Genomic DNA, 12,100 nt, shown 5'->3' with positions numbered 1-12,100 from the left:
TTGGATGTGCAGACAATGAGTTAGGGGTGGATTGCACCACCCCCTTTTATCTTGCCCTCCGCCGCCTCAGCCCCCCTTCCCGCTCCAAACCCTACTGATCGCTGGACCACACTGGACCTCAAAAGAACGCAAGCCGCCCAATCCAAGTGGCACGACCGATAATCAGCGACCGATCAATCGGCCCGAAATATCGCCCGTCGAAGGAATCCGGATGGAAGTTGAGAACGAATATCCGACCGGCATCGAGGGTTCTGCAACCCTGCCAAACAGGCAATGGACGCCCGAAAAGGTCTTCGGATTTGGCAACGCCCATACCGATCCCGTTGACCGAAATATTGCGCCCATGACGGCAGATTTCGTCGCCACCGATACCGACAACACGTTTGATCAAGGGCACATTCGGCGGCAGATAGTGCCGTGTTTCGATCAGTTCTCGTGCGTTTTCCGGCGCGTATATCAGCACGAAATCACCCAATTCTATCGGCCCCTCGTCGATCCAGTAGAAGCCGATCCGGGAGCTTGATGACCCATTGTAGACGAGCTTTTTCGGCAGTTCGATCAGAGTCGCAGACATGAGAACTGTTGCTGAAATGACGGTCATTGCCAGCGCTCCGATCCTCATGACCGCACCTGTTTTACCGCCAGATGCGCCTTATGCTGGTCATGGGAATAGGACCGGATTTTGCGATTGGCGGAAAGCCGTACATGCACATGCCGGTAGTAGGATGGCGATACATCTTCGAGCGCAAAGCCATCTGCTTCCAGCTTGTCCAGCACGGCCAAACAGCGTTTGGCCGGACCTTTTCCCCTCACCAAAAGCAACACCTCGACGCCGGGTGATACACCCTGAACGCGGCTCAGCATAATGTGAGGTTCCTGAGCTTCTAGGATCGTCAGACGCCAATCCTGAGTTCCATATTCATTGGCCGACCAGCGCACATAGCCGAAGACCTGGCCCGGCTCGAACACGGCGAGCGAACGACGTTTGTCGAGTTCGATCCGGTCAGTGGGTTTGCCGAAACGCAGCCAGTAATTGAGATGTTCAGGATAGAAGGCGAGTTCGACCCGCGTAAAACTGTTACCGGTCATCGGCGGTCGAATCCTTCTTTCTGAGGTTCGACCAGTCGTTCAGATCATCGATGTGATACCGCACATGACGGCCATGTTTGCGATAGATCGGTCCGCCGCCATAGACGCGGAGCTTCTCCAAAGTATTGGGCTTGAGGCGCAGATAGCGGGCCGCTTCCTTGGTCGTCAGGAACGGCGCCTCATCCTCCCAAGGCGGGTCAAGTTCGGTCATGTTCGCTCCTGTTTTGCGATTTTCAGGAGCGCGCCACGGTCTCGATGTTCTTGAGAGTCAAAGGAAAGCTGCTCCGATGTCGGCCAGCATTGGAGAACAAGAGCCAGAAAAGGACTGGCGAAAACTCAAGGTCGAGTTTTCGCCGGATTTGAGGTCAGAAGAACTGGAAACTGAAAGCGAAAACCCCCGCGCCTTGCGGCGCGAGGGCTTGGTATGGAGGCCTTAGTTCGGGTTCCAGAGGATCGCCATAACGTCTTCATCGTCCTGTCCGGCGGCGCGGCCGAGATTGGCGTAGATCTTGTGCGGCCCGAATTCGGGGGCGGCGAAGGTCAGTGAGACGTAATCGTTGCCGCTGACTTTGCCGGTCCGGTTCCAGCCGCCACCGATTTCCACGCGGTCCTCGGTATAGACCCGAAAGTCGGGCTGGGCGTCGCTTTCCTTGGCCCGGTTGGGTTGGATGCTGATCTTTTTCCTAAGGCTCATCATCGAAAGTGTGCCTTCGAAAGCGCCGTTCTGGTTCTTCGTCACATATCCAAGTGCCTGTGCCATTTTACTGTCTCCTTGTCGTTTGTTGCCTCGGGGACCATCCCCTGTGGCTGACGCGGGACCGACAATGGCGGGCGCCGGGCGGGTGAACCCGATAAGGCCGCAGCGAAGCGTAGGACTGCCGCGAAGCGGTTTTTTGAAAGCGCAGCGTCCCGCGAGGAAGTCCGCCCTTTTGGCGGACGGGGAAAAAACCGCGCCAGCGGCAGTTTCATCCGACCGCCGTTCGCCATAGGTCCGACAAGCAAAGCCAAAGGGGACGGGTGCCAGGCGGAACGGGTTTCAAGGAGAAGGAGTGGCAGACGAACGCGGTGATGTGATGAGCGGGGAGAGCTTTCGAGGGTGTGTTTCGGGTGCCGCCCTCAGACCAATGGATCGCAACCGTCAGGGGACAAGGCAGACGCCCAATTCCGCATTTGGATGTTACCGGGGTTTGCAAAAACGGATGGCGGAGTGAGTGGAACCGCAGTGACGACATAGCGGAGACCTCAATCTCATCGCTGTCATCGCCCCATAAGTCCAGCACATGAGATCAGCGGCCGACCTTGTCCGGGTGCCCGATCAGCAAGCAACAGTCTTGGCCCATCCGTCATACCGCAGGCAGTCAAAACCCCGCGCCACAAGGCGCGGGGTGTCTTTGTCGATCATCCGAACCGCTCGACGGGGCGCGGAACCTCCCGCATGGGTGAGAGGTTCGCGCCCCGCCTCCCCCGGTCAGCCGGTAATCTGATTGGCGGTGCGGGCGTTTTCAGTGAGCTTTCCGGCTCCGCCCTTGGTGTAAGCGGCGAATGGGAAAGCCATGAATTTGGGCAGCCAACCGGTCTTTTTCTCGCGGCCCTCGCCAGTCAGGAAGTCCCTGATGATCTTCTTTTGCACCTTGGCCGTTGCGCTGACATTGCCATCCGCCACTGCCTTGCCGCCTACGTGCTTGAGCATCGCATTGATTGCGCTCTTGTCGCGGACCAGGTCGAAGAAGGCGTCATCCGGCTCCCAGACCGCGCCCATATCGACATTGAGGTGATTGCCGATCTGCTCGATAACGCATGTGCCTGCTTGCAGGGTTTCGGCCATCACAAAGGTCAGGATGCGCATGACTTCATCATCGGATAGCTTCAATAGGGTCACCAGAAGTGTGCCGACGCGATAGTCATCGCCATTGGACCGGACCACCGAATGCCCATGCTCGGCCATACCAAGCAGTTTGAGGATTTCGGTGCGCTCGGCCTCGAATGCCGCTTGGGCCTTCGATTTGGCGAGGCTTTCGGCGGTCGCTTCCTTGTCGGCCTTTTGCGGTTCAGCCTGAGTCCGCCACAAAGCCGACCCGCCGATCATATGCGCCACGGTCAGACGCAAAGCGAGTTGCGGTTGGCCGAGCAAAGCATGGCGCACGGCGGCGTGGCGATGCAGTTCCACATAGTTCTGGGCGGCGGCGGTCAGTTCGGGGCGGGCGGTCTGTTCGGCATCGTCTGCCTCATCGCCCGCCGCCAGTTTGCGCGAGCGCTTGTCGTGTTCCTTGCGAGTAATGAACCCTTCATGGAAGATGACCTCGCCATTGGTGCGGACCTCGACATAGATACGCCCGCCTTCCTTCTTCGGGGTTTTGACATGGTCCCAAGTGTGGAACATGTCACCGGCATCAAGGACAATGACATCATCCCATCCAGCTTTGATCAGCGCCTCGCGCTTCTCGGCAATGGCGGCATTCTGCAAAGCCCAGAACTGTTCGGTATCGGCAAATAGCCCACCTTCTCCGAACAGATCGGTGACGATTTCGCCGGTGTAGTTCTCAAGCGAGAACAGGGCGACATCGGATTTGATCTCACCTCCGAACAGCCATTGTTTCAGCTGCCAGCCGCGTGGGGCACGTTGCTCAGGATCGCTGAACAACGCCCACCATTCTGCCTGCTGCGCTTCGCTGGCGAGGGTCAATTGCCGGATCGTCTGGTCGTCGATCTCCTCGTTTCGATAAGCCTCGCGGATATCGGGCAGAAGATTGCCAAGGGCCAAGGCGCGCTTGACCATGATCTCGGTGACGCCGAATGTATTGGCGATATCCTCGACACTGCGGCCTTCCTTCACCAGCCGGGCAAAGGTTTCATAGCGGGCCATATCGTCGGGGTCGAGCCGGGCGACATTCTCGATCAGAGACGCCTCCAGCGCCGCCGCGTCATCGCCCTCGGCCATGACCGCGCAGGGCACCGGCTCGACTTGTGCGCCTTCCTTGGCAATGGTCTTGAGCGAGAAGAACCGCCGCCGCCCGGCGACGATCTCATATCCGCTGCCGTTCTTGCGGACAAGCAAGGGCTGCTGGACGCCCTTGGCGCGGATCGATGGCAGGATATCGGAGATATCCGGGGCTTTGCGCGCATGGCGCATATTGAGGGGCGAGACATTCAATTGATCGAAGGGGATATGAGCAAGTTCCATGGTTAGTCCTCCTGTAGGGGGTCGGGGGTGGGTGCGCCGGGTTCTGTGGCGCGGAGAAAATCGATCAGGTCGCACTGGTCGCGGTCGTCGAGATCGAACAGGCCGAAATCACACGGTTTCTGTGCGGCATCGGGATTGCGTTTCGGCAGGATAGGAGCGGCGGCACGGAGCATCAGCCGGTCATGCGCCGTGATCGGCGCAATACCGGCGATCAGCATTTGATCGCCCAAGGGGGTGGGTTCGGTAAGCGGGGTTTTGGTCATCGCCCTGCCCTCACCGCGACCAGAAGACGTGCACGTCTTCAAATCCGAGTGCGATGGTGAAGACGTCCCCGTTCAACTCCATGTCACGGGCCATCGCCTCGTAATCGATGTAATGGACAAGGGTTGGCGGAATGTCGGTGGCGTCTTCGGTCAGGGCTTGGGCATAATCGGCCAAGGACTTGAAGCAGCCCGCATAATCGTCAAAAGCTGATCGCGCCTGATCGATATCGCCGCTGAAATGGTTGAGCAGTCTGCCGCCCAACTCGCTATGCTCAGAAATGAACGCGGCTAATTCGGCCACCTTGTCGATGCCGGTATATTCGGAGAGTTCCGCACCCTCGAAGCCTTCATAATCATGGATGGCCCATTCCTCGGCGCCGGGAATGGGCGAGGCTTTGAGCATGTCTGCAATCTCGGTGCGCATATCGTCCGGGTCTTGGTCGGCATTGATCCAGCGCCCGTGCAAATAGCCGTTATTGTAGGCCGCCAGACAGGCCACATAGATGCGCGGCCCGGTAGCTGCTGCTTGTTTCAAAGTCTGCTGATTGGTCTCTGTCATGGCCGCGCTCTCCGTTCCCTCGCCGCTTTCCCCCCGAGGTGGGGGGCGAAAGAGGCCCGGCAGCCCCGAGCCTTAAAGGCGCGGCGCAATGGCTTTGGTAGGAGAACAAAGACGCCCTAAACGGACAAAAAGCCGAAGCGGTTGCGGCGTGACCGCTCGGGGCTATAAGGGCCGACCGCCCCCCACCGGACAGGGGAAAGCTAAAAAACAGACCGCGCCGGCATCAGCCGGCGGCCTCCTCCCGAAGCGAATGCTTCGGGCCTTGCGCCAGGGATCGTCACCCGGATGGGCGGAGACCGCATTTGCGGACTCCGTGGAGCTCAAGCTCGCTACGCGGGTTGAGCGGAATAGAGCCCGGCGACCGAACGAAGTGAGGGCGGGCGCCCGGCCAAAACACAGAAATCCCGAGAAAGGAAGCTTATGCTATCGCTTCGACTGCTTGATTAACTCGCAGGGCTCAACGCCCAGAGCCTTCGCCAACTGGCCCAGAACCGTGACACTTGCCGAAACCCGGGCCCGTTCGATCGATCCCAGATAGCGCATGCTGAGCCCTGCCCGGGCTGCCAGTTCTTCCTGCGTCAGGTTTTGATCATGGCGCAAACGACGCATGTTGATCGCCATGACCTCTTTGAGATCCATGACGAAATAGGAACAAGTTTCGGAACGATCGTTCTAGGAATGATCGTTCCCATTCGTTATAGTCGGACAAATGAATCCGGAAAGCTTTGATACCGCGATGTTTTGTTTTAAAAGCAATGGAACATGCGAAAGCATGAAACGCCGTGGGGGCATATGCAACTAGCCGAAACAAATCCGCACATTGCGGACGAAGTGCCGTGGTCGGACACACTCACCGACTATGACGATGCACATTTCACGATCTATATGAGGCTATTGGACGCTGCTGCCGATGCGGCAAGCGAGGACGAAATGGCGGCGGTCATCCTTGGCATCGACCCATTGAGTGAACCGGATCGCGCAAGAAAGTCCGTTCAAAGTCATCTCGAACGCGCAAACTGGATTGCGAATACCGGCTACAAGGAACTATTCGCCGACTAGACTGGCTCTTACCTGAGCGCAAGTAAAAATTCTCAGTCGAGAAGTCCCAGATAACCCCTATTCATCAAGGCGCGACCGCGTTTGATCGCGCGACGGATACGGTCCCGCAAATGATTGCCGGGATCCCCCCAATCCAGACGCACCCGACGCTCTCCCAGCAACGCCGATGCGATATCCTGATGAGATGCACGATCAAGTGCGCCGTCCAACGCCCTGAGGACAAAGCGCAAACGATCACCGCGCGGCTCGGGCGCGAACAACCTTTCAGGCAAACTCTCATTCGCCCAAATCCTGTTGAGGCATTCCAATGCCCAGAGGCGTTGTTTCAGGTTCTGTGCAGGCGAAATCGCATTCACGCACAGTAGAGATGGCGACAGGATATCTCCGCCGTAGACCGCGAGTTGAAGATTTCCACCCCTGCCCTGCAGCAAAACCTGCTGCCGGCCGTCCTCGAGCTGCAACACCGCCACGCTGCATTTCAGACTGGTAAGATCAAAAGCCGAAGCAGTTTCTCTACATGCATTCTCCGCCCGCACCGGAAGAACGGACGCGCATGTCCGCGGACACCAAAAAACGTCCGCGTCCACGCTCAACGATGTCGCGAAACATGACACCCCACTTCGTCAGATCGAGTGGTGATTTGACAATAGTGATGGCTGCTCCTTCATTTTGAACATCAGCATGCTCCAGTGCGGCTTTGAGATCACGCTGGAAGGCGCCGTTGCGCCTGAGAAACTCCCAGGCCCATCCACGGCGGGTCAACCGGACGGTGTAGGCATACGCCTTTTCATCCCGCCAATCCGGGCGATCAGCAATGATGTCGGAAAGGTCCATGGAACCAACGCAATCGCTGTTCAGAACAGAGATCGTCAGGCTCGCGCCGCAGTGGACATGAGGGGCGCCCACAGTACGGGTGCACCCAGCCCACCTGCGCTACGAACGCATTCGAGCACTGCCTGCGACACTTCCAGATAGCCGGCGACAGCGCGTGTCGACCCGATCTCCTTGGGTTCGCCTAGGCGCTCAAGACGCCATCCGGCCCGGCGCAGGATGCGCTCCATACGTGTGTCGGTGACAGTCACGATGCGCTTCAGATTCTTTGCTAGGCCAAACTCAAGTACGCCGGCAAAGAGCTCATAGGTGCCCTCGGCGAGCCCTCCTGGCCCGCCTGCCGAACCCTCGTGAATATCCAGGGCAAAACGGCTACTTTCCCAGATATCCGGCTGATTGGGAGCGTCCTTGCCATCAAGGAGAACCGAGAACACATCGCGCAGCATGTTCGGACCGGTCGATGGTAGCAGGCGGACACAACCATCCACGCTGCCATACTCGCTGCGCAGCAGAAGATAATGTGGCTTCAGATCATCAAACACGTCGACTTCGCGACCGTGCTCAGTCGATACCTTCCAGCCGAGACGGTCATTGAATATGCGATATCTGAGACGTTGCATCGCCTCTATATCCCTAGAAAATACATTATGAAATTCAGGGGCAATCAACTGGATCACGGCAACCTCCTCGCAGCGTTAATGCTGCTATTGGAGGTGATGATCGGCCGCTAATCAGCCTGTGTAGGTGCACAGGTTTTCAGCCCTGCTAGCCAGGAAATCTGTTCGAGGAACTCAGTCGTGAAATGGCCTGCGCCACAGTGCGCACCCCGAGCTTGGCTCTTGTGTTATCGAGATGAAAGGCAACTGTGCGGCGGGTGATGCCGAGGATCTCTCCGGTTTCCCAGGCAGACTTGCCTCTTGCTGCCCATTGCAAACATTCAAGTTCGCGGCGTGTGAGTCTCACGCCGTCGACGATGTTCTCTTCGGAGCAAATCCGGCGGACATGAATGTGATAACAAGTTGCCACAAGTTGAAGTGCGCGTGTGTATCGATCCACCAATCTCATCAAAGCAGGGCAATCTTCGTCAGCAACAAAAGTTAGGACCGCTCCGCCGCCAAGACGATCACGGACGGGAATGGTCAGTCCGCTGCATATGCCGAATTCCGCAGCTTCGTCGAAGAACTTATATTGATCCGCAGAACCGTCACCCAGAGTGAATTTCTTTCCCCAATGGAACGGTGTGTCGCTCCGTTCTGCGCAAGTGATTACAGGGTCGATGGCTTGATATCGTTGCCGGAGGTAGTGCGATGTCCAGGGTTCTGGATAATTCGAGATGTAACGAGGCTGATCCAATTCGGGAGGTGGCAAAGATAGGTAGGCAAACTGGCTAACCTCGAAGGCCACAAGCAAATTGGTCATGGAGCACTGAAGCTCCTTTTCGTTGACGCTCGTAGACAAGCTTTCTATGAAATCTTCATAGATGCGCTGCATTGTTACTCATCTCGCCCCTCACAAGTCCAAAGCAGTTAGTCGCATCGCTGCATGTTTGCGAGACAGTTTTGCCTTAGCCAGTCGTCGGGATGGTACCCAGAAGTGAATCGCAAAGCCCGCCGTCCACTAGCAAGTTTTGACCGGTGATGTAGCTGCTGGCGGGGGAACACAAAAACCAGATTGCCTCGGCTATATCTTCAGATCGACCTATCCGCCCCAGAGGCACCATTGCCCGGCGGCGCCCCGCCACCTCATCGTGGGCGTATGTTTTTTCAGTCAGCGGCGTGTGGATCATACCTGGTGATACTGTATTGACCCTGATCCCCGCTTCAGCCCAGTCCTGCGCTAGGTTCCGGCAAAGTGAGATCATCGCAGCCTTGGAAGGAGAGTAAGCCCCGGTTCTTTGGTGAGCGAACATACCAGACATAGAGGCAACACCGACAATTGCACCTTTGCTTTGCCGTAAATGCTCATACAAACCTTGTGCAATGGCCAGTGTTGCGCGGGCATTTAGATTGAATTGCCTATCCCAGGCTTCGATCGGCATCTGTGCCAAACGAGCCGGACTGATAGTTCCGGCATTTGAGACAAATACATCCATCCCTTCGCAAAATTCGACCGCTTCCGCACTGATGCGCCGACAGGTTTCCATTTCTGCAAGATCACCCGAAAGCAGCAATGTTTCCGCATCCAATTTTTTTAGATCTGAAAGCAAAAGATTTGGCGGACTTTTGGTGCCGGTGACCACCAAAGCTATGCGCGCGTGCTGACCTTGCTCCTTGCAGCGTTGTGCGATCACCCTGCAGGCCGCACCTCCGATGCCTTCGCTTGCTCCGGTTACAAGTATCTTCATACTCACTCCATTTCGCGGCCCGTATATGAAACCCCGCCGCCCCTCCATCCACTGCCTAGCCCCAACAGATTTACTCAGCTACTGCTTCCCCAAACGAGCAAACGTTTTAGCTTGTTGGAACATGCCGAAGCGTTGTTGGCTAGCACAGATCAAGCGAGGCCAAAATGCACTAAAAGGTGCAAATCTTGCATTTTCTGAAACGCTTTTCATTTTTGAATGAAATATTATTTTTAAATTGCCTCGTTCGGCGTGCTCATGCGAAAGCTAAATTCGCATTTTTGACGGCTAGGGAGAAATTGGATGCAAAGCGGTGCTCAAAGGTTGGTGGTCATCACCGGGGGCGCCGAAGGGATCGGCTGGGCAACCGCTCAGCTGTTTGCCGACAAGGGTTATCATGTTGCAATAATTGATATCGACGCCGAGAAGGTCATCCAGCGAGCTACGTCGCTCGGTCCGGCGCATTCCGGTCATGTTTGCGATATTGCAGTAGAAGCTGAGGCGAAAAACACTATCATAGACATCGTGGACCAGCATGGTGGCGTCGATGTTTTGGTCAACAATGCCGGTATAGGTGACACAAGCCTGCCGACACTGGAGCAGAATGCAACTCATTTTCAGCGGGTGATTGATGTCCACCTGACGGGCACATTCACGCTCTCCCGGCTGTGTGCCGATTACATGGTGGCGAAGTCTAAAGGGGGGGCGATTGTCAATTTCTCGTCGATCGCGGGGCTGACCGGCTTGCCTGGCCGCAATGCCTATGGCGCGGCGAAGGCAGGCATTATTGCCATGACCAAATCCATGGCCTCTGAATGGGGTTCTCTGGGTATAAGGGTCAATGCGGTGGCACCGGGATATGTCAAAACCGCGCTTGTGGCAAAACTGGTAGCCGAGGGGCTTCTCGATGAGGACTCAATTGTACGGCGCACACCACTGGGGCGATTTATCAACCCTGCGGAAATTGCAGAGGCGGTTTACTTCTTGGCTTCACCTGTAGCCTCAGCCGTTACCGGGGCCGTGCTTAGTGTAGATGCCGGGTGGATGGCTTATGGCGCGGCGGGCCAAGTGATTGATCCAGATCAGACACAACGCCACGCTAGCAAATTGGCATCAGCGGATCGGGGAACAGCTTAAAGCCCGCAACAATTCGTGGCTTTCGAGGCCTTCTGTCTCGCTAGTATCGGGGACATTTGCTGGCCTCCAAAGCGAAACCACCCGCCCAGGCCGCTCGCCGGAGACAATTGTCCAAGCGCCGAGTTCATTTTGCAACGCGGTATTGTGCATCTCGGAGAATGAAAGCGCCAGATAGGTGTCCGTAAACACGGCCGCATCGGCAGTCTGATTGAAAATCTGGCCGCTCCGCGTTGCGATGACGGATTCGATTGCATCCGTTGAGCGGATGCAGGTCATGAAATAATTGCGCTGTTTGATGATGAGCGGAAATCCCTTGGGCACAAAGCGCTCATTCCAGTCCCGATCTGCGGCAAGCCCGGCACGGCATTGAGCGCGTTCTGCCAGATCCTTATAAATCCATAGATGATAGATACGATTGAGCGCTCCGGTATCGGTTAGCCAGTAGCCCGCCATCGGCAAATGCCGTGAGACATACTCGACGCCATCGGTGCTGAACAATTCAAGATAGCGAAGCGCTTGACCCGCGGCGAGGTCGTAAGCGCGCAATTCATAGAGCATGGTCACACCTCTTTTAGCAAAGCGAGGACTCTGCCCTAGCTGGCTTGCAAGTGATATGGAACTTCGCGCTCAAATCTTGGACTCTTCGCTTCTGTCCCATCGCCGACCACTGCGTTACGGGCATTTTTGTGCTCGTCGCGGTAGGCGCCTGGAGGCGCACCGACCCTTTGGGAAAAGAACCGGCTAAAATAAGCAGGGTCGTCGAAGCCCAGATCGTACCCGATCTCGGCCACCGTCATCTCGGTGTAAATCAGGAAGCGTTTGGCCTCGATGATGACCCGCTCATGCAGAACCTCAGATGACGTTTTGCCGCAACGTGCCCGGCAGGCAAGGTTGAGCCGCTGGGTGCTGACGCCAAGCTGCCCAGCGTAATATTCGAGCCCCTTTTGCTCCTTGAATGAGCGCTCCAGCACTTCGCGATATCGGCAGATTATTTCATAATCCCGATCCAGTGGTTGGGCACCGGAAGCGGTAATCTCTCCGCGAAGGCGCATCACATAAACGGCGATATTGATAAAGCTTGCCATCACCGCCGCGCGCCGCCCGGCGGCCGACCAGACATATTCGCGATAGGCTGAATGGAAGGCTACCGACACGTCGTCGGTATTCAATCCCGTGCCCGAAATGGGGTAAACATTGCGTACGCCGAGATTTTGCGCCAGACGGTTGTCCATGGTGGTCACTGCGGTCATGAACGCCTGGGCGACATTCATAACAATGCCGTCCACGTCGGGCGTGAACTGGATTTCATGCACCATGGCGACGGGGACCACTATCAGGCAGGGCGCCAAAATATCATATTGCTGATCCTCGATACGGATCGTACCCCCGCCGGATTCCACGAGCAGCAATTGCACATGATCGGGGTGGGCATGCGCGCGAATTGTCCAATCGTGCTTGCCGCTGCGCTCCCGAATTGGTTCGATGTGAACGAAGTCAAGTTCGACCTCGTCGAGCTGGTCACCATAAAGGTAGTAGCGTGGAATCTTCGGCTTGTGCTCGCTTTCCATTGCAATCCTCCCCGGCGCCTGAGCCTTTTCGCGCCACCCTTCAGCTCCGTCGAATAATGCAATAAAACTCGT

The 12,100-nt window shown here is 56.6% G+C and carries 17 protein-coding genes; 2 read left to right on the top strand and 15 right to left on the bottom strand.

All coding sequences use genetic code 11. The features are described from left to right. Positions 1–118: 118 nt before the first annotated feature. From L1P08_RS14450 to L1P08_RS14415, 8 genes are all read right to left on the bottom strand, one after another. On the bottom strand, positions 119–601 hold the full coding sequence (locus L1P08_RS14450) for a S26 family signal peptidase (RefSeq protein ID WP_303617690.1): 483 nt from the start codon (positions 599–601) through the stop codon (positions 119–121). A gap of 17 nt (positions 602–618) precedes the next feature. Continuing rightward, positions 619–1,089 (bottom strand): DUF2840 domain-containing protein, encoded by a 471-nt coding sequence (locus L1P08_RS14445; RefSeq protein WP_303617689.1) that lies wholly within the window; start codon positions 1,087–1,089, stop codon positions 619–621. Next, a complete protein-coding gene (locus tag L1P08_RS14440) occupies positions 1,079–1,300 on the bottom strand; it encodes a helix-turn-helix domain-containing protein (protein WP_303617688.1) in 222 nt (73 codons plus the stop codon). The genes L1P08_RS14445 and L1P08_RS14440 overlap by 11 nt, the downstream gene beginning before the upstream one ends. 222 nt (positions 1,301–1,522) lie before the next feature. After that, positions 1,523–1,849, bottom strand: a complete 327-nt coding sequence (locus L1P08_RS14435; protein ID WP_303617687.1) for a DUF736 domain-containing protein — start codon at positions 1,847–1,849, stop codon at positions 1,523–1,525. Between the two features lie 708 nt (positions 1,850–2,557). Continuing rightward, entirely contained in the window at positions 2,558–4,270 is a 1,713-nt protein-coding gene (locus L1P08_RS14430; protein ID WP_303617686.1) for a ParB/RepB/Spo0J family partition protein, read from the bottom strand. Positions 4,271–4,272: 2 nt separating this feature from the next. Next, positions 4,273–4,533, bottom strand: a complete 261-nt coding sequence (locus L1P08_RS14425; RefSeq protein ID WP_303617685.1) for a hypothetical protein — start codon at positions 4,531–4,533, stop codon at positions 4,273–4,275. A gap of 10 nt (positions 4,534–4,543) precedes the next feature. Further along, positions 4,544–5,092 (bottom strand): antirestriction protein ArdA, encoded by a 549-nt coding sequence (locus L1P08_RS14420; RefSeq protein WP_303617684.1) that lies wholly within the window; start codon positions 5,090–5,092, stop codon positions 4,544–4,546. 423 nt (positions 5,093–5,515) lie between these two features. Then, positions 5,516–5,731 carry a helix-turn-helix domain-containing protein gene (locus L1P08_RS14415; protein ID WP_303617683.1) on the bottom strand — a complete coding sequence of 72 codons (216 nt, stop codon included), beginning with the start codon at positions 5,729–5,731 and terminating at the stop codon, positions 5,516–5,518. Positions 5,732–5,854: 123 nt separating this feature from the next. Between L1P08_RS14415 and L1P08_RS14410 the strand changes: the two genes are divergently transcribed. Continuing rightward, positions 5,855–6,151, top strand: a complete 297-nt coding sequence (locus L1P08_RS14410) for a DNA -binding domain-containing protein (RefSeq protein WP_303617682.1) — start codon at positions 5,855–5,857, stop codon at positions 6,149–6,151. A gap of 32 nt (positions 6,152–6,183) precedes the next feature. On the opposite strand, the gene L1P08_RS14405 is transcribed toward L1P08_RS14410, so the two are convergent. From L1P08_RS14405 to L1P08_RS14385, 5 genes are all read right to left on the bottom strand, one after another. After that, positions 6,184–6,621, bottom strand: coding sequence for a DUF2285 domain-containing protein (locus L1P08_RS14405; RefSeq protein WP_303617681.1), 438 nt, complete (start codon positions 6,619–6,621; stop codon positions 6,184–6,186). 43 nt (positions 6,622–6,664) lie between these two features. Next, entirely contained in the window at positions 6,665–6,985 is a 321-nt protein-coding gene (locus tag L1P08_RS14400) for a transcriptional regulator domain-containing protein (RefSeq protein WP_303617680.1), read from the bottom strand. 35 nt (positions 6,986–7,020) lie between these two features. Beyond that, positions 7,021–7,659 (bottom strand): acyl-homoserine-lactone synthase, encoded by a 639-nt coding sequence (locus tag L1P08_RS14395; protein WP_303617679.1) that lies wholly within the window; start codon positions 7,657–7,659, stop codon positions 7,021–7,023. Between the two features lie 88 nt (positions 7,660–7,747). Further along, complete coding sequence (locus L1P08_RS14390) at positions 7,748–8,473, bottom strand: helix-turn-helix transcriptional regulator (RefSeq protein WP_303617678.1); 726 nt, start codon at positions 8,471–8,473, stop codon at positions 7,748–7,750. Between the two features lie 73 nt (positions 8,474–8,546). Beyond that, positions 8,547–9,326 carry an SDR family NAD(P)-dependent oxidoreductase gene (locus L1P08_RS14385; RefSeq protein ID WP_303617677.1) on the bottom strand — a complete coding sequence of 260 codons (780 nt, stop codon included), beginning with the start codon at positions 9,324–9,326 and terminating at the stop codon, positions 8,547–8,549. Between the two features lie 300 nt (positions 9,327–9,626). Between L1P08_RS14385 and L1P08_RS14380 the strand changes: the two genes are divergently transcribed. Further along, positions 9,627–10,460, top strand: a complete 834-nt coding sequence (locus L1P08_RS14380) for an SDR family NAD(P)-dependent oxidoreductase (protein WP_303617676.1) — start codon at positions 9,627–9,629, stop codon at positions 10,458–10,460. Here the strand turns inward: L1P08_RS14380 and L1P08_RS14375 are convergent. Both L1P08_RS14375 and L1P08_RS14370 read right to left on the bottom strand, forming a co-directional pair. After that, complete coding sequence (locus L1P08_RS14375; RefSeq protein ID WP_303617675.1) at positions 10,437–11,018, bottom strand: NIPSNAP family protein; 582 nt, start codon at positions 11,016–11,018, stop codon at positions 10,437–10,439. The two genes, L1P08_RS14380 and L1P08_RS14375, sit on opposite strands and share 24 nt — an antisense overlap. 35 nt (positions 11,019–11,053) lie before the next feature. Next, positions 11,054–12,028, bottom strand: a complete 975-nt coding sequence (locus L1P08_RS14370) for a helix-turn-helix domain-containing protein (RefSeq protein ID WP_303617674.1) — start codon at positions 12,026–12,028, stop codon at positions 11,054–11,056. Positions 12,029–12,100: the final 72 nt, after the last annotated feature.

The organism is Mariluticola halotolerans (assembly GCF_021611515.1).
Lineage (GTDB): Bacteria > Pseudomonadota > Alphaproteobacteria > Rhizobiales > Devosiaceae > Mariluticola > Mariluticola halotolerans.
The sequence above is the reverse complement of the archived record's forward strand: the minus strand, read 5'-3'. Positions and strand labels throughout refer to the sequence as shown.